This is a genomic window from Bradyrhizobium cenepequi (genome assembly GCF_020329485.1).
In the GTDB taxonomy this organism is placed as follows: Bacteria; Pseudomonadota; Alphaproteobacteria; order Rhizobiales; family Xanthobacteraceae; genus Bradyrhizobium; species Bradyrhizobium cenepequi.
On sequence record NZ_JAGKJI010000013.1, the window covers coordinates 106,674 to 123,163 of the forward strand.

At 63.9% G+C, this 16,490-nt stretch carries 14 protein-coding genes; 7 read left to right on the plus strand and 7 right to left on the minus strand.

What is annotated here, in order from left to right; all coding sequences use genetic code 11:
• Positions 1–58: 58 nt before the first annotated feature.
• From J6497_RS16585 to J6497_RS16600, 4 genes are all read right to left on the minus strand, one after another.
• The gene (locus tag J6497_RS16585) at positions 59–1,123 is read right to left on the minus strand and encodes an SDR family oxidoreductase (protein ID WP_225705338.1); all 1,065 of its coding nucleotides are present in this window, start codon (positions 1,121–1,123) and stop codon (positions 59–61) included.
• Positions 1,124–1,221: 98 nt separating this feature from the next.
• Positions 1,222–2,787 (minus strand): DHA2 family efflux MFS transporter permease subunit, encoded by a 1,566-nt coding sequence (locus J6497_RS16590; RefSeq protein WP_225705339.1) that lies wholly within the window; start codon positions 2,785–2,787, stop codon positions 1,222–1,224.
• A gap of 6 nt (positions 2,788–2,793) precedes the next feature.
• Entirely contained in the window at positions 2,794–3,957 is a 1,164-nt protein-coding gene (locus J6497_RS16595; protein WP_225705340.1) for an HlyD family secretion protein, read from the minus strand.
• Entirely contained in the window at positions 3,950–4,444 is a 495-nt protein-coding gene (locus tag J6497_RS16600; RefSeq protein ID WP_225705341.1) for a MarR family winged helix-turn-helix transcriptional regulator, read from the minus strand. Before J6497_RS16600 ends, J6497_RS16595 begins: the two co-directional genes overlap by 8 nt.
• Before the next feature lie 138 nt (positions 4,445–4,582).
• On the opposite strand from J6497_RS16600, the gene J6497_RS16605 reads away from it, so the two are divergent.
• Together J6497_RS16605 and J6497_RS16610 are read left to right on the plus strand one after the other, a co-directional pair.
• Complete coding sequence (locus J6497_RS16605) at positions 4,583–5,086, plus strand: Fur family transcriptional regulator (protein WP_225705385.1); 504 nt, start codon at positions 4,583–4,585, stop codon at positions 5,084–5,086.
• Between the two features lie 157 nt (positions 5,087–5,243).
• Positions 5,244–6,119 carry a DMT family transporter gene (locus J6497_RS16610; RefSeq protein WP_376708220.1) on the plus strand — a complete coding sequence of 292 codons (876 nt, stop codon included), beginning with the start codon at positions 5,244–5,246 and terminating at the stop codon, positions 6,117–6,119.
• 249 nt (positions 6,120–6,368) lie between these two features.
• Here J6497_RS16610 and J6497_RS16615 read toward each other — a convergent pair whose 3' ends face one another.
• Positions 6,369–7,244, minus strand: a complete 876-nt coding sequence (locus tag J6497_RS16615; protein WP_225705343.1) for a sulfurtransferase — start codon at positions 7,242–7,244, stop codon at positions 6,369–6,371.
• A 255-nt stretch (positions 7,245–7,499) separates the two neighbouring features.
• On the opposite strand from J6497_RS16615, the gene ispG reads away from it, so the two are divergent.
• The 4 genes from ispG (at position 7,500) to J6497_RS16635 (ending at position 12,172) form a co-directional block, all read left to right on the plus strand.
• Positions 7,500–8,783: a flavodoxin-dependent (E)-4-hydroxy-3-methylbut-2-enyl-diphosphate synthase gene (gene ispG, locus J6497_RS16620; RefSeq protein WP_225705344.1), complete on the plus strand. Its 1,284-nt coding sequence runs from the start codon at positions 7,500–7,502 to the stop codon at positions 8,781–8,783.
• Between the two features lie 201 nt (positions 8,784–8,984).
• On the plus strand, positions 8,985–9,881 hold the full coding sequence (locus tag J6497_RS16625) for a TauD/TfdA dioxygenase family protein (RefSeq protein WP_225705345.1): 897 nt from the start codon (positions 8,985–8,987) through the stop codon (positions 9,879–9,881).
• A 75-nt stretch (positions 9,882–9,956) separates the two neighbouring features.
• Positions 9,957–11,297 (plus strand): Rieske 2Fe-2S domain-containing protein, encoded by a 1,341-nt coding sequence (locus tag J6497_RS16630; RefSeq protein WP_225705346.1) that lies wholly within the window; start codon positions 9,957–9,959, stop codon positions 11,295–11,297.
• A 74-nt stretch (positions 11,298–11,371) separates the two neighbouring features.
• Positions 11,372–12,172 (plus strand): N-acetylmuramoyl-L-alanine amidase family protein, encoded by an 801-nt coding sequence (locus J6497_RS16635; protein ID WP_225705347.1) that lies wholly within the window; start codon positions 11,372–11,374, stop codon positions 12,170–12,172.
• Between the two features lie 7 nt (positions 12,173–12,179).
• Here J6497_RS16635 and J6497_RS16640 read toward each other — a convergent pair whose 3' ends face one another.
• Together J6497_RS16640 and J6497_RS16645 are read right to left on the minus strand one after the other, a co-directional pair.
• Positions 12,180–13,787, minus strand: coding sequence for a Na+/H+ antiporter (locus J6497_RS16640; protein ID WP_225705348.1), 1,608 nt, complete (start codon positions 13,785–13,787; stop codon positions 12,180–12,182).
• A 107-nt stretch (positions 13,788–13,894) separates the two neighbouring features.
• Entirely contained in the window at positions 13,895–14,269 is a 375-nt protein-coding gene (locus tag J6497_RS16645) for a nuclear transport factor 2 family protein (RefSeq protein ID WP_225705349.1), read from the minus strand.
• A gap of 231 nt (positions 14,270–14,500) precedes the next feature.
• Between J6497_RS16645 and J6497_RS16650 the strand changes: the two genes are divergently transcribed.
• Complete coding sequence (locus tag J6497_RS16650) at positions 14,501–16,327, plus strand: caspase family protein (RefSeq protein WP_225705350.1); 1,827 nt, start codon at positions 14,501–14,503, stop codon at positions 16,325–16,327.
• Positions 16,328–16,490: the final 163 nt, after the last annotated feature.

Here is a 16,490-nt window from a genome sequence, read left to right on the forward strand (position 1 = left end):
TGCGCGTTCGCTCCACCCGGGCTACGTGCCGCTCGACGCGCTTGCGTACCGGCAGGCGTCAGGGAATGATATGTTCGTTCCGCAGACGGGCGAAGAGATCGAAGAAGCTGTCGTCCGTTGCCTGGTAATCCAGGAAACCGAGCTTCCGGCTCTTGCTCATATCGGTGACGACCTCGATCGGGCGGCTGAGGTCGGCGTCGGTGTGCCAGGCCGAAGCGAGCACTCCGATATCGGGCTCGGCCAGCCGGTGTTTTCGCGCAATATCGGACCAGATCGGGCCCGCATCCTCCAATTGCCGCTCCAGCGGGATCCCTTCGCCCGGAAATGGGGCTGGCTTTAGTCCGAACCAGTCGGCCAGCCGCTGCCACATCCAGCTCCAGCGAAAGACGTCACCATTGACGATGTTGAACGCTTGATTGCGGGCGACCGGTGTTGTCGCCGCCCATTCCAGATGGCGTGCGAGCAGCCGCGCATCCGTCATATCGGTCAGACCATTCCACTGCGTCGCGGAGCCGGGAAACAGGAATGGCCGGCCGGTTTCTCGGCAAATGGTGGCGTAGACGGCGAGCGTCACGCCCATGTTCATCGCGTTGCCCAGGGCATAGCCGATGATGGTGTGCGGCCGATGGATGCTCCAGCCAAAGCCGTCGCGACTAGCCGCGGCGAACACTTCGTCTTCCTGGGCATAGTAGAAATTCTTGATATCGAGCCGTGGCTGGTCTTCCCGAAACGGCGTCGCGGGCAGCTTGCCCTTGCCGTAGTTTTCGAACGGACCAAGATAGTGCTTGAGCCCGGTCACGAGCGCGACATGCCTGACCGAGCCTGCAGGCGACAACGCGTCGAGCAGGTTGCGCACCATCGCCGAGTTGACCCTGATATTTTCGGCCTCGGTGTTCTGCCGCAACCACGTGCTGATGAACACATCCGTCGGTCTCAACCCCTGCAGCGCCTGGCGAACCGATGCGGGATCCAGCAGGTCCGCCGCCACAGGCTGTACGCCGTCGATGTTTGCCGGCGGTCGACGCGCCAGCCCGTAGACCTGCCATCCCTGCCGACGAAGGTGCCGGGCTAGATTATTGCCGACGATACCGCTCGCACCCACGACCAGCGCTGAACCCGCCATGTTCCAATCTCCTCGAATCCGGGTGAGGAGATAAGACTGCTTGGTGCATCGGCCAGAGCGGCCGCGCCGGAGGTAACTGCTTCGTGAGCGAGTCTGGGCTACTCCATCACCGCCGCATGGTCCGATGATGCTTGCGACTGCGACCGCAGCGTCGCCTTGGTTGAGCCGATCATGATCGCGAGCGGGATCGAGGTCAGGATGAACACCATCACGAGCTGGTAGTCGTGGGCGAACGCGATGATCTGCGCCTGCGCCGCGACGATCTTATCCGCCATCGCGCGGCCGGAGTCGGTGTTGAGGTTGATCATGCCGGCAACGTCGGGCATCTGCAGTGCGTGGTTGAACGGGTTGATGTGCTCGGACAGCGTCGCATAGATGCGCCGGGAGCCTTCCGTGAGCTGCGCGATCACGATGGAGATGCCGATCGAACTCGCGACGTTGCGCAGCAGCGTCAGCATCGAGGTGCCGTCGGTGCGCAGGTGATGGGGCAAGGTCAGGAACGCCACCGTCGAGAGCGGCACGAACACCAGTCCGAAGCCAAAACCCTGGACGATGCTCACGACCACGATCTCGCTCGAGCCGGTCTGGTCGGTCCAGCCCGTCATCACGAACAGTGACGCCGCCGTCAGCGCCAGCCCGGAGATGATCAGCGTGCGCGCCTCGATGAAGCGCATCATGCGTCCGACCAGCATCATCGCGACAAAGGTGCCGCAGCCGCGGCTCGCCAGCAGCACGCCGGCGGTAATGATGGGATAGCCGATGACGTTCTGTAGATAGGGCGAGGACAGCGCCATGGTCGAGTAGAGCACGAGCCCCATCACGGTCATGAACACGCAGCCGCCGACGAAATTCTTGTCCTTGAACAGCTCGAACTGGATGAACGGCTTCGATGTCGTGAAGGAGTGGGCGAAGAAGTAATAGAAGCCGATGCCGCAGATGATGAATTCGGCGATGATCTCGTTGGATTCGAGCCAGCCGAGCTGCTCGCCGCGGTCGAGCGCAAGCTGCAGCGAGCCGATCGCGACCGCGAGCGCGCCGAAGCCGAACCAGTCGAAGCGCAGGTTCAGATCCTGCTTGGTCTCGTCCATGAAGATGATGAGGCCGAGCACGGTGATGGCGCCGAACGGCAGGTTGACGAAGAACACCCAGTGCCAGGAATAGGTCTCGGTCAGCCAGGCGCCGAGCGAGGGGCCCATGATCGGCCCCATCATCACACCCATGCCCCAGATCGACATCGCCTTCGCCCGCTCATGCAGCGCGTAGGAGTCGAGCATCACGGCCTGCGACAGCGGCACCAGCGCTGCGCCGAATACGCCTTGCAGCAGGCGGAACAGCACCATTTGGCTGATGTCCTGCGCAAGGCCGCACAACACGGAAGCCAAGGTGAAGCCGGCGGAGCAGATGATGAAGATGCGCTTGCGGCCGAACCGGTTGGCGATCCAGCCCACCGGCGCGGTCATGATCGCGGCTGCCACGATGTAGGACGTCAGCACCCAGTTGATCTGGTCCTGCGACGCCGACAGCGTGCCCTGCATATAGGGCAGCGCCACATTGGCGATGGTGGTGTCCAGCGCCTGCATGACGGTTGCCGTCATGGCGCAGACCGTCACCATGTTCCGGCGGAGGCCGGGCACCATGCTGGGCGAGTGCGCCGCTATTGACATCGCAGTTCAGTCCTGTTCGTGGGTTGCCGCGGCCGAGGACAGGCCGAGCAGACCGGACAGCGTGCGGCGATGGTTGGTGTCGATGGTCGCGTAGACGCTCATGCCCGCCTTCAGCTTCTTCACCATCCTGTCGTTCTTGTCGAAATAGATACGGACCGGCACGCGCTGCACGACCTTGACGAAGTTGCCGGTCGCGTTCTGCGGCGGCAGGATCGCGAACTGTGCGCCGGTGCCCGGCGAAAGCGAGCCCACCGTGCCCTTGAACAGGTGGTTCGGGAATGCGTCGACCTCGAGCTCGACCGGCTGGCCGATCGCAACATAGGTGAAGTCGGATTCCTTCGGGTTGGCGTCTACCCAGGGGTTCGCCACGTCGATGATGGAGAACACCGGCGTGCCGGCGGCGACGAAGCGGCCGAGCTGGATCTGTTCGACCTGAGTGGCGACGCCCGCCATCGGCGCGCGCATCACCGTATGGTCGAGATTGCGCTGGGCTTCATCGAGCTTGGCCTTTGCCTGCGCATAAGGCGGGAATTGCTCCAGCGGCAGGTCTGGATTGCCGAGCAGTTGCGCTTTCGAACTGGAGATCTGCTGCTTGATGAACTCGGCCTGCGCGCTTGCGGTGACCAGCGAGGTCGCGGCGTTGTCGAGGTCGAGCTGCGAGCCGAAATTGCTCTTGACCAGTGACTGCTTGCGGTCGACATCGCGTTGTTTCAGGTCGACGCCGCGCTGGGCCAGATCGAGCATCTGTCCGTAGATTTTGATATTGGCGACCAGATTGTCGTAATTCGTGCGCGCCTGGTCGAGCGCGCCCTTGGCCTGGTCCACCGCAAGGCGAAACGGCACCGGGTCGATCTCGAACAGCACGTCGCCTTCCTTGACCTGCTGGCCTTCCTTGACCACGACCTTCTCGATCTTGCCGGAGATGTCGGGCGTGATCAGCACCTTCTGTGCGCCGACATAGGCGTCATCGGTCGACACGTAGCGGCCGCCGTTCAGATAGAAGACGACGCCGCCAACCAGTGCCACCAGCGGCAGAACGACGAGGAGGAGGAAGCGGCGATGGCGCCGCAAGCCCGCCATCAAGCTGCGGCGCGGCTCCTCGGTCTTCGGCGGGGATGAGGCAGGATTGTCTCTTTGTTCGGGCGCGAGTTTCAATACGGGATCAGCCATAGCGCTGCTCTTTTCTGGGCGGTTCGCCGGCTGGGGTTTGGATCGCATTGCGGACGTTTTCCTTGATCGATTCGAGTTGGGCGAGCAGGCGGTGGGCATCGGCGGGATTGATGCCGTCCAGCGCTGTTGCGGTGAGTTCGGAGCGAAGGCCGGCAAGCTTGGCGAGCAGCGGGCGCGCCGCCTTGCGCAGATAGAGCCGGTTGACGCGACGGTCGTTCTCGTCGCCGCGGCGTTCGATCCAGCCATTGTCGCAGAGCTTGTCGATCAGCCGCGTCAGCGTGATCGGCTGCATCTCGAGCAGCTCGGCAAGCTCGGTCTGCTTCATTCCCTCGCTGCGCTCGACCTTGGCCAGTACCGCCCATTGCGCGCGGGTAATTCCGTAGCGCGCGGCCTCCTTGTCCGCGTAGACGCGGATCAGCCGAAACAACTCACCAAGCGTGAACATGAAGTTCGCATCAACGGAACCGGCCATAAGCCTACCCTCCATAAGCTTGCAATATAATAAGCAAGCTTATGAATTCTGCATGCCGGGTTAACGGAAGGCAGCTCCGCTTCCAGAACATGGCTGGGAACGCTGCCCGCGTCGGGCTTTGGAATCGTCGGTCAGGCTGCTAAAATGGCGTATATGACGTTGGCAAAACCCACATTTCCCGCACCTGACCACGATCACGGCCGCTGCACGGCGGAAGGGATCGCGCATGCCGAGGAGGTCTGCGCGCGACGTGGGCAGAAGTTCACACCGATCCGCCGCCAGGTGCTCGAGGCGCTATTGTCCAGCCACCGGCCGCTCGGCGCCTATGAGGTGATCGACGAACTCGCCAAGTCGATGCCGCGCCCGGCGCCTATCACCGTCTACCGCGCGCTCGATTTCCTGATGGAGAACGGCCTCGTCCACCGCATCGAAAGCCGCAACGCGTTTCTGGCCTGCGCCCATGACCACGACGAGACCTCGATGGTGGCGTTCCTGATTTGCGATCGCTGCGGCGCGGTCGGCGAAATTCCGGCGGCGCCTGTGGCACAGAGCCTGAAGGCCGCGGCGCGTGCGGCGGGCTTCGCGCCGAAGCTGTCGGTCGTCGAGATCGCCGGCACTTGCGCGCATTGCCAGAAAGAAGCCAAGGCAGTTCTCTGAGGCAGTTTCTGATCGAATTGCAGCCGGAAGCCCCCCTGTTCCGGAATTCCAAACGATAACACGGCGCCAAGCCGGAAACTGAGGCAACATGTCAACGCAAGCCATCTCCAGCGTCGCCGCAGCCGGGCGCGCGCTCACCCCGGGCGCGGTCGCGATCATGCTGATGCTGTGCGTGAGCTGGGGGTTCAACCAGATCGCGGTCAAGCTCGCGCTGCCGGACATTCCGCCGATGCTGCAGGCGATGTTGCGCTCCGCCGGCGCCTTGCCGGTGATGCTGATCGTTGGCTGGTTCCGCGGCGTCAAATTCTTCGAGCGCGACGGCACGCTTCTGCCCGGCCTGGTCGCGGGGTTGATGTTTGGCGTCGAGTTCGTGCTGATCTTCAGCGGGTTGGTGTTCACCTCGGCATCGCGCGCGGCGGTATTCCTCTACACGGCACCGTTCTTCGTCGCACTCGGCTCCTATCAGTTCCTCGGCGAGCGGCTCTCGGCTTTGCAGTGGAGCGGGCTTGCCTTGAGCTTTGCCGGCGTTGCGCTCGCGATCGGCGTGCCGCAGCCGGACGTCGACGCAAGAGTGTTGCTGGGCGATCTGATGGTGGTTGGCGGCGGCGCGCTATGGGCGGCCACCACGCTGGTGGCCAAGGGAACGGCGCTGCGCAAGGCTGCGCCGGAAAAGGCGCTCGGCTATCAGGTCGCCCTGTCAATTCCGATCCTGGGTATCGCCTCATGGCTTGCGGGCGAAACCGTCACCCATTTTCCCAGTCCGCTGTCGCTTGCCTTGATGACGTATCAGGCGATCTGGGTGGTCGGCTGCACCTTCGTGATCTGGTTTGCGATGGTGAAGATCTATTCCGCCAGCAAGCTGTCGGCCTTCACCTTCATCACGCCCTTGTTCGGCGTCGTCGCCGCCTACATCATCATGCACGACACGCTGACGCCGGTGTTCGGCGTCGCAGCGCTGCTGGTGATCGTCGGCCTCTATCTCGTCAACAAGCCAGATCCGAAGGTGACCCCGGATCCGAATGTGCCGGCGTGAGCCACCACCGTCATTCCGGGGGCGCGACGAAGTCGCGAGCCCGGAATCCATCGGGCCGCAGGCGCAAGTGAAGAAATGGATTCCGGGCTCGATGCTTCGCATCGCCCCGGAATGACGAGTGTGTATTGAGGTAAGTCTTTCCCCCGTCATTGCGAGCGAAGCGAAGCAATCCATGCCTCAGCAAGCGGCGCCATGGATTGCTTCGCTCCGCGAGGACGCAATGACGTGGAGAGACCCGCGAACCCGATCCTATCCCCGCTCGATCGGCAGCGTCTCGTCCTTCGCCCATTCGCCCATCGAGGCGTCATAGAGGGTGAGATTCTCGTAGCCGAGCCGATGCAGCTGAAACAAATCGATGGTGGCGGAAATGCCGCCGCCGCAATAGGCGATCACGCGCTTGTCCTTGCTGATGCCTTGGCTCGCGAATTTTGCCTCCGCTTCCACCGGAGGAACGAAGGTCTTCGCCACCGGGTCAAGCAATGCCGCCGCCGGCATGTTGACACTGCCGGGAATGCGCCCCGACCGGCCGTAGCGGCTCGGCTCCAGTCCTTGATGGAATTGCGGACCCAGCGCGTTGACGGTGACGGTGCGCGGGTCCGCTCGTGCGGCGAGCACGTCATCCTTGCCGACGAAGAAACCCGTTCGCGGTTTCGCGGCAAACGTCGCCGGCGGATAGCCCTTGGCGGGGCCGGTCTCGAGCGGACGGCCTTCCGCTTTCCATTTGTCCAAGCCGCCGTCGAGCACGGCGGCCCCGTCGAAGCCCAGCGACTTCAGCATCCACCAGAATCGCGTCGCCCACATCGGATTGCCCTGCGAATACAACACCACCCGGCCGTCGGGGCCGATCCCGTGACGGCCGAATGCGGATTCGAGCTGCGCGACGTCGGGCATCATGAACCGCAGTTCCGTGTTCGAATCGGAGAACTCGCCCTGCAGGTCGAGGAAATCCGCGCCCGCGATATGGTCGGCCTCGAAGGTCTCTCTCCCCGGCACGACGATATAGGGGACGCCGCTGCCTTCGGGCGCAGGCTCCAGATAGGTCGTGCAGTCGAACAGGCGGAGATCGGGCTGGTGCAGAATGTCGGCAAGTTCCGTCGTGATGATAAGCCCATCCCGCGTCGCCATCTGCGCCTCCCGCATTTGCCTTCACGTCAGGCTATGGCGCGCAGCCGGAGATGAAAAGGCGGGCTTTCCGTGTTTCCTTGCCCTTTAATCCTCCGAATCCGGCCCGATATACCCTGCAGCCGCCCGTTCGCACTTTACCCGGCTTTAGGCGCAACCTGTTGAATCTTCGTTAGAAAACATGTGATCCGATAAAGCGCCAGCACAGCTTTGTGCCCCCCTTGGTGAATGTCACCAAAACCTGATATTCGAGACGCCATGAACAAGCCCGAACTCTTGAGCGATGTCGCTGGCCCGAAGCCCCGGCATCAGACAACCCAGGTCATGGTCGGCCACGTCGCCGTCGGCGGGGGCGCCCCGATCGTCGTGCAGTCGATGACCAACACCGACACCGCCGATGTCGATGGCACGATTGCGCAGGTCGCAGCCCTTTCGCGCGCCGGCTCGGAGATGGTGCGCATCACGGTCGACCGCGAGGAAGCCGCCGCCGCCGTCCCGCATATCCGCGACGGTCTGCGCAAGCGCGGCATCACCACGCCGCTGATCGGTGACTTCCACTATATCGGCCACAAGCTGCTCGCCGAATATCCGGCTTGCGCCGAGGCGCTCGACAAGTACCGCATCAATCCCGGCAATGTCGGCTTCAAGAACAAGCGCGATTCGCAGTTCGCCGACATCATCGAGATCGCCAACAAGAACAACAAGCCGGTTCGCATCGGTGCGAACTGGGGTTCGCTCGACCAGGAATTGCTCACCAAGCTGATGGACGAGAACACGGCCTCGCCGAACCCGCGCGATGCCCGTGCGGTCACGCGTGAAGCCATGGTGCAATCGGTGCTGTTGTCGGCCGCCCGCGCCATCGAGCTCGGCATGCCCAAGAACCGCATCATCTTGTCGGCCAAGGTCTCGGCCGTGCAGGATCTGATCGCGGTCTATCAGGAGCTGGCGCGCCGCTCGGACTACGCGATCCATCTCGGCCTCACCGAGGCCGGCATGGGATCGAAGGGCATCGTCGCCTCCTCGGCCGCGCTCGGCATCCTCCTGCAGGACGGCATCGGCGACACCATCCGCATCTCGCTGACGCCTGAGCCCGGCGGCGACCGCACGCTGGAAGTCCAGGTCGCGCAGGAACTCTTGCAGACCATGGGTTTCCGCACCTTCGTGCCGCTGGTTGCGGCCTGCCCGGGTTGCGGCCGCACCACCTCGACCACGTTCCAGGAACTGGCACGCTCGATCCAGGATTTCATCCGCGACGAGATGCCGTCCTGGAAGACGAAGTATCCCGGCGTCGAGCAGCTCAACGTCGCTGTCATGGGCTGCATCGTCAACGGCCCCGGCGAATCCAAGCACGCCAATATCGGCATCTCGCTGCCCGGCACCGGCGAAGCGCCGGCCGCACCGGTTTTCGTCGACGGCAAGAAGTTCCGCACGCTGCGCGGCCCGACGATTGCCGCGGATTTCAAGGCGCTGGTGATCGACTATATCGACCAGCGCTACGGCCAGGGCAGCAGTGCGCTAAGCACGGTGACCGCGGCGGAGTAGGCTCTCTCCCGCGTCGTCCCCCGCGAAAGCGGGGACCCATAACCACAGGATTTTGTGGTTAGGCAGGCTGTCACTCCGAGTCATCGCAAAACGCAATCCTGTGGTTATGGGTCCCGGCTCAAGGCCGGGACGACGGATTGATTGCGCTTCGCTCCATCCGAGATACGATGCTCCCAATAACAACCATTGGGAGCACCGCCCATGAGCTCGCTGTCCGGCAAGCAAGGTCCCCGCTACAAGCATCTCGCCGACGAAAGCGAACCCTACGAGACCATCAGTGTCGAGAAGCTGACGCCGATCATCGGCGCGGAGATTTCCGGCGCCGACATCGCACAGCTCGTCTCCGACGATGCTCGCTCCAATCGCCAGATGGACGAGATCCATCGCGCGCTCGCCGAGAATCTTGTGATCTTCTTCCGCGATCAAAGCATCACGGCGCAAGACCATCTCGCCTTTGGTCGAAAATTCGGTGAGCTGCATATCCACCCTGCCGCGCCGCATGAGGGCGACGATGCCGCGCTGATGAAGATCTACGCCGACAAGGATTCGCCGCGTGCCAATGGCGAAGGCTGGCATTCGGACGTGTCCTGCGATCTGGAGCCGCCGATGGGCTCGATCCTCTACATCAGGCAGTGCCCGCCGCACGGCGGCGACACGCTGTTCGCCAACATGTATGCGGCCTATGAGGCGCTGTCGGAGCGGATGAAGGCCTATCTCGACGGGCTCACCGCGCTGCATGACGGCGAGCCGATCTATCGCGGGCTCTACGCCAATTACGGCGTTGCTGACAGGCCGAGCTATCCGAATGCCGAGCATCCGGTGGTGCGCACGCATCCGGTGACGGGAAAGAAGGCGCTCTACGTCAATCGCGGCTTCACCCGCCACATATCAGGCATTCCGCGCGACGAGAGCGACGCCATCCTCGCCTATCTCTACCAGCACGCGGAAAACCCGCTGTTCCAGTGCCGCTTCCGCTGGACCGAAAACGCGATCGCCTTCTGGGACAATCGCTGCACCCAGCACCGCGCGATGTGGGACTACTGGCCCCACACCCGATCAGGCACGCGCGTCACGGTGAAGGGTGAGCGGCCGGTGTAAGCGGAGATGCGTTGACGGTTGGTCTTCTCTGCGCCAAGCTTCGTCACAACCAAAACAAAAATCGGAGGACGCCCCATGCTCCGCGCGGAAGACAACAAGTTCCTGACCGAAAGCGGGCCGGGCACGGGAATGGGCGAGCTGTTGCGCCGTTTCTGGCTGCCGGTGCTGTTGTCGGAGGAACTGCCCGAGCCTGACAGCGAGCCGAAGAAGATTATCGTCCTCGGCGAGGAGCTGCTCGCCTTCCGCGACTCACGCGGCGTCGTCGGCGTCATCGACCAATATTGCCCGCATCGCGGCGCCAATCTCTGGCTCGGCCGCAACGAGGAATGCGGCATCCGCTGTGTCTATCACGGCTGGAAGTTCGACACCGACGGGCGCTGCGTCGACATGCCGACTTCCTATCCCGATCTCAACGCCAAGGATCACATCCGCATCAAGTCCTATCCGGTGCGCGAGTGGGGCGACATCATCTGGGCCTATATGGGTCCGGCCGACCTCGTACCAGAATTGCCGGCGCTGGAGATGGCGCTGGTGCCGCCGTCGCACCGCTACGTCAGCAAGAAGTGGCAGGACTGCAACTGGGTGCAGGCGCTGGAAGGCTCGATCGACACCGCGCATTTCACCTTCGCGCATCTGTCGTTCGAGAAGGAAGAGAACGAGATCCTCGACATCAAGAAGCATTTCGTGAACCCGCTGGTGCGCGTGGCAACCGACCACATGCGCTGGATCGCCGAAGATCCGCGGCCGGTGATCAAGATCAACCCGCATGACGCGGGGCTCGCGATCGCGGGCGGGCGTCTCACCGGCACCGACAATATTTATTGGCGCATCGCCCAGTTCCTGATGCCGGTTCACGCTTACGCGCCGAGCGCGATGCCGGGCGAGAACATCTTCGGCCAGAGCTTCGTGCCGGTCACCGACACCAACTGCTGGATCTACACCTACGCGTGGAATCCGGAGCGGCCGATCACGCAAGCCGAGCGCGACGCCTATGACCGCGGCAACGGCGTGATCGCCGAGGTCGACGAGAATTATGTGCCGCTGCGCAACAGGTCGAACGACTATCTGATCGATCGCAAGCTGCAGAAGACCAAGAGCTACACCGGCATCAAGGGTGTCTCCGAGCAGGACGCCGCGGTGCAGGACAGCCAGGGCCCGATCGCCGACCGCACCCGCGAGCATCTCGGGCCGACCGACCTCGGCATCATGCATTTCCGCAAGCTGGTGATGGACGCGGCCCGCGCGCTGCAGCAGGGCGAGGTGCCGCCGCATGTTGCGCATCAGGATCGTTACACCGTCCGTTCCGGCGCCTGCGTCACCAGCAAGACCAAGGATCTGGCGGCAGTCATGACCGAGCGCTTCGGCGATCCCGCGGGCTTCGTCGGCGGTCCCGGCCAGAACGCGGCGGCGGAGTAGGGCGTAGCCCTGCGTGATGTGAACGAGACCGATCCCGGATTGCGCTTCGCCGCATCCAGGCTACGATGCCGGGTGTGTGGCGCCACCGTCCGATCATCATAGGTTCGATCGTCATATTGTCGCTCGTGTCGCTCGACGCGGGATATGCCGCATGGGCGCGCGGAATTGTCAGGGCCGCGCCGAAGATCGCGCCTTCGAAATGCGAGCGGTCCAAGTTCAAAGTCATCCTCGATGTCGGCCATACCGCCGAAGCACCCGGCGCGAGGAGCGCTCGCAACATCCCGGAATTCGACTTCAATCTCCGTCTCGCCAAACGCATCGAGGACAGATTAAAGTCGGAAGGCTTTGCGGAAACCAGCCTCCTGGTGACGGAAGGCCCGGCCCGGCCGAGCCTGTTCAAGCGCGCCGCTGTCATCAACGATTCAAAGGCCGATCTGGTGCTGTCGATCCACCATGACTCGGTGCCTGATTCCTTTCTCGAAGAATGGGAGTTCGAGGGAGCGCAGAGCCATTTCAGCGACCAGTTCAGCGGTTATTCGCTGTTCGTTTCTCACGACAATCCGAAATTCCGGACCAGCCTGAGGTTCGCCCGGTTGCTCGGCAAGCAAATGAAGGCCCAGGGGCTGCGATATGCTCGCCAATATGCGCAGCCGTTGATGGGGCGGTATCGGCGAAAACTGCTGGACAAGAGGGTCGGGGTCTATCGATACGACCAGCTCATCGTGCTCGCACAGACCCGCGTGCCCGCCGTCCTGTTCGAGGCCGGCTCGATCATCAACCGGGACGAAGAGATGGCAATGGAGTCCACGGAGCGTCAGGACATGACCGGCGCCGCCGTGGTCGGTGCGGTGAAGGAATTCTGCGCCTCGCGGTAGCGTGCCCCTACAACGGTATCTTCCGATGCTCGCGGTTCGCCAGGCTCGCTTCTTCCAAATCAAGATCGCGCTCGATCCGGCGCCGCGTCTCGTCGGTGATCTTGCCGTCGCGGAGCAGGGCGTGGATGAACTTGCGTTCGGTTGCGATCAATTCCCGCGTCAGCTCGGTGCCGTTGGCGGAGACGTCATTCTTGTCGGGGTCGAGCGCGGCCGGAAGCTGGCTGGTGCGGATATCGTGCCGCGCCCGCAGCAGCTTCACGACCTCGTCGGAGAGCTCGCGCTCGTCGGTGATGGCATCGAGCGATGCGAGCGCGGCCGCCAGCGCCTCGCGCCGGGCGGCAATTTCGGCTTCATGTTCGGCGACACTCTCGGCGCGGCCGTCCTTGGCGATGTTGAGCCACCCCACCACGGTGGGCAGGGTCGAGCCGAATCCCACCAGCGTGATGAAGATGACGCCGAAGGAAACGAACAGGATCATGTCGCGATAGGGAAAGGGATCGCCGCTGGCGAGCGAAAGCGGCAGCGCCAGCGCGGCGGCCAGCGACACCGCGCCGCGGACGCCGACGAAGGAGATCGTGAATACCCATTGCCAGCGCGGCTGCGGATCGCGCTGTCGCACGCGCTCGCTCAGGATCCGCGGCAGATATGTTGCGGCAAATACCCAGGCAAAGCGCGCGATGATGATGACCGCCACCACCAGCGCGATGGTGGAAAGGATGTCGTCGAGCGGGAATGCCTTCGATCTCTCGTAGAGCGAGCGCACCTGAAAGCCGGTGAGGAGGAACAGGACGCCTTCGATCAGGTAGATCACCAAGTCCCAGAAGAAGATGCCCTGCAGACGGGTGGCGGAAGGGATCAGGAGCGGCCCGTTCCAGCTCACATAGAGGCCGCAGGCCACGGTGGCGATCACGCCGGAGCCGCCAAGGTGCTCCGGCAGCCAATAGGCCACATAGGGCGTGATCAGCGAGAGCGTGATCTCGATCTGCGGATCGTGCGAGCGCTGGCGGGCGCGCAGGCTCAACCATCCGACCACGATGCCGAATGCAACCTCGCTGACGACGATGGCCGCGAACTCGCCGATCGCGATCGGCAGCGAAAACGTGCCGGTGACGATGGCCGCGATGGCGAAACGATAGAGGATCAGCGCCGTGGCGTCATTCGCCAGCCCCTCGCCTTCGAGTATGACGAGGACACGGCGGGGGAGGTGGAGCCGGCGTGCGATCGCAAGCGGCGCGACCACGTCGGGCGGCGCCACGATCGCGCCCAGCAGGAACCCGACCTCCCAGGGCAGCCCTATCAGGTAGTGGGTAGCGGTCGCCACCGTCGCCGCCGTGAAGATCACGCAGCCGACGGCGAGCAGCACGATTGGACGAAGGCTGTTCTTGAACTCGCGCCAGCTCATCGCCACCGCCGCCATATAGATCAGGGGCGGCAGCACCAGGAGCAGCACCAGTTCCGGCGGCAATTCGATGCTGGGCATGCCCGGCACGAAGGCGAGCGCGATGCCGGCCAGCATCAAGAGAATGGCGGGCGCGACATTGATGCGCCGGGCCAACAGTGCCGTGCCCGCCAGCACGCCAAGCAGGATCAGGAAGGTCTGGAATCTGGCTTCCATGGCCGGTCCAATTGGCCCGGAAGCACAGGCAAGGTCAATGCGCGATGGACGGCTCGATCGTGCGAGATCGAAAAAACCGGCCGCCGATCCGCCAGGTGCGGGCGGGCCTACTCCCGCAGGTCGTAACGATAGGATTTCGAGACGATCTGCCAGCCGTCTTTCAGCTTCATCGCCACCAGATAGTCGGTGAAATAACGCGGCGGCAATTGGCAGCGGACCTTGATGAAGGCGGTGGAGTCGTCCGAGCGGTCGATGGTGACGATGAAATCCTCGCGCGGCTTGCCTTCCGCCTTCGCCGACGGCCGCTTGCGCACCCGGTCGAGCCAGTCCGGCACGGTCAGCACCTGCAGCTCGCCCTTTTCCAGCCAGCGCAGGTCGGCGGACGGGTGAAAGATCGTGCCGAGCTTGTCGGCGTCGCCCTCATAGAGCCCATCGAAATAGTTCTGCACGACGGCTTCGACGGTTGATCGGTCCTGGCTCATGGTTGGTTCCTCCCTTGTGGATCCCCTGGTAGCCCGGGTGGAGCAGAACGCGCAACCGGGGGCATCTGCGCCACCACTACCGGGCTGGCGGCCCGAACCATCGTTCGTCCCGCGGTACTAAAGCTTATCGGCTGGTGCGGCTCGTTTCGTGACCTGGCTCACCAAACCCGGCCGGGGCGTCTGATAGGCTTTGCTATCATGCTGAACAGGCATTTTTTTGAAGGTGCGATAATGAAATCGATTGGATTTCCGGGATTGCATCGCCTCATTCCGGCGCTGTTCCTGCTTCTGATGTGCCAGCCGGCCTTCGCCGAGAAGCGCGTGGCGCTGGTGCTCAGCAACTCCGCCTATCAGAACGCCGCGCCGCTCCCCAACCCCATCAACGACGGCGCGCTGATCGCGGCGAAGCTGAAGGCCGCCGGTTTCGACGTGGTGGATTTCCGCCGCGATCTTCCAGCGGTTGAGACCCGCCGCGTGCTGCGCGACTTTGCCGACCGTAGCCGCGATGCCGAGATCGCCGTGGTCTATTACGCCGGCCACGGCATCGAGGTCGATGGCGCCAACTACCTCATTCCGGTCGACGCGAAGCTCGAACGCGACACCGACGTTTATGATGAGGCATTTTCGCTCGACCGTGTCCTGATCGCGATCGAGCCGGCCAAGAAACTGCGGCTCGTCATCCTCGATGCCTGCCGCGACAATCCCTTCGCCAAGACCATGAAGCGTACCGTGGCCTCGCGCGCGATCGGGCAGGGCCTCGCCAAGGTCGAGCCGACCAGCCCGAACGTGCTGATTGCGTACTCAGCCAAGGCCGGCTCCACCGCCGCCGACGGCGACGGCAAGAACAGCCCCTTCACATCAGCGCTCTCGAAGCATCTGACAACGCCCGGGCTCGATGTGCGGCGCGCGTTCGGCTACGTCCGCGACGACGTGCTGAAGCTGACCAATAACCGCCAGGAGCCGTTCGTTTATGGCTCGCTCGGCGGCGAGGACGTGCCGCTGGTGCCGGCGCCGGTCAAGGCGGCGGCGCCTGCCGCGCCTGCACCTAATCTGCAAGCCGACATGCGCCGCGATTACGAACTGGCGCTGCAGGTCGGCAACAAGAGCGCGCTCAACGCCTTCCTCGCGCAACATTCCGACGGCTTCTATGCGAGCCTGGCCAAGCTCCAGCTCGAGAAGATCGCTGCCGAAGAGGCCCGCGTCGCCGCCACGGAGAAGGCGCGGGCGGCGGAGCAGGAGCGTGCCCGTCTCGCCGCCGAAGGGGCCCGGCGGGCCGAGCAGGCGAAGGCGGCCGCCGACGCCAGGGCCGCCGAACAGGCGCGTCTCGCCGCCGAAAAAGCCAAGCAGGTCGCGCAGGATCAGGCGGCGGTCGCCGAGCAGAAGCGGCTCGCGGCCGAAAAGGCATTGGCCGACAAGATCGCCGCCGACAAGGCTGCCGCGGATCAGGCGGCAGCCGCGCCTTCCGACAAGGACAAACCGGTGAATGTAGCCGCGCTCAGCACCGGCTCGCCGCAAGTCGACGTCACCAAGTCGGTGCAGGCCGAACTGCGCCGCGTCGGCTGCCTCACCAGCGCGGCCGATGGCGAGTGGAACGCCGCCTCGCAACGGTCTCTGACGCTGTTCAACCGCTATGCCGGAACCAGGCTCGACACCAAGGTGGCCAATGTCGACACGCTCGATGCCATCAAGCTGAAATCCTCGCGCGTCTGCCCGCTCGTCTGCGAGCATGGCTACAAGGCTGATGGCGACCGCTGCGCCCGAATCGTCTGCGGCCAAGGCTCATTCCTGAATGACGAGAATGAGTGCGAGAAGCGGCGCGAGAAGAAGCCGGTTGCCAAGCGCGATTCCGACGATCGTCCAGCGCGGCGCGAGCGCGAACGGCCCGCTGTCCGCATTCCCCGACCGATAGCCTCTTCAGGCGGCGGGGGCGGAGGCCAGATCGTGTGTGACCGCGGCGGCTGCCGCCCGGTCGCCCGCGGCTGCCGCCTCGAATTCCGCACCACCGCGCAAGGCGGCCCTTACGAGGGCGGCGGCGGCAACGTCCAGGTTTGCAACTAGATTGCGAGAAATAACGATGGCGGTGCGCTCCCTCTCCCGCCTGCCTGCGGGAGAGGGCCGGGGTGAGGGTGCCTCCACGATGGGACTCTCCGTGGGGAGAGAGCCCCCCGGCGCTTCGCGCCGACCTCCCCCGCAAGCGGGAGAGGTGAACGAATTCGCGGAT

Bases quoted from the DNA above. Each gene is read 5' to 3' on its own strand.
- J6497_RS16585 (WP_225705338.1), bottom strand. From the start codon at position 1,123: ATGGCGGGTTCAGCGCTGGTCGTGGGTGCGAGCGGTATCGTCGGCAAT.
- J6497_RS16590 (WP_225705339.1), bottom strand. From the start codon at position 2,787: ATGTCAATAGCGGCGCACTCGCCCAGCATGGTGCCCGGCCTCCGCCGG.
- J6497_RS16595 (WP_225705340.1), bottom strand. From the start codon at position 3,957: ATGGCTGATCCCGTATTGAAACTCGCGCCCGAACAAAGAGACAATCCT.
- J6497_RS16600 (WP_225705341.1), bottom strand. From the start codon at position 4,444: ATGGAGGGTAGGCTTATGGCCGGTTCCGTTGATGCGAACTTCATGTTC.
- J6497_RS16605 (WP_225705385.1), top strand. From the start codon at position 4,583: ATGACGTTGGCAAAACCCACATTTCCCGCACCTGACCACGATCACGGC.
- J6497_RS16610 (WP_376708220.1), top strand. From the start codon at position 5,244: ATGCTGATGCTGTGCGTGAGCTGGGGGTTCAACCAGATCGCGGTCAAG.
- J6497_RS16615 (WP_225705343.1), bottom strand. From the start codon at position 7,244: ATGGCGACGCGGGATGGGCTTATCATCACGACGGAACTTGCCGACATT.
- ispG (WP_225705344.1), top strand. From the start codon at position 7,500: ATGAACAAGCCCGAACTCTTGAGCGATGTCGCTGGCCCGAAGCCCCGG.
- J6497_RS16625 (WP_225705345.1), top strand. From the start codon at position 8,985: ATGAGCTCGCTGTCCGGCAAGCAAGGTCCCCGCTACAAGCATCTCGCC.
- J6497_RS16630 (WP_225705346.1), top strand. From the start codon at position 9,957: ATGCTCCGCGCGGAAGACAACAAGTTCCTGACCGAAAGCGGGCCGGGC.
- J6497_RS16640 (WP_225705348.1), bottom strand. From the start codon at position 13,787: ATGGAAGCCAGATTCCAGACCTTCCTGATCCTGCTTGGCGTGCTGGCG.
- J6497_RS16645 (WP_225705349.1), bottom strand. From the start codon at position 14,269: ATGAGCCAGGACCGATCAACCGTCGAAGCCGTCGTGCAGAACTATTTC.
- J6497_RS16650 (WP_225705350.1), top strand. From the start codon at position 14,501: ATGAAATCGATTGGATTTCCGGGATTGCATCGCCTCATTCCGGCGCTG.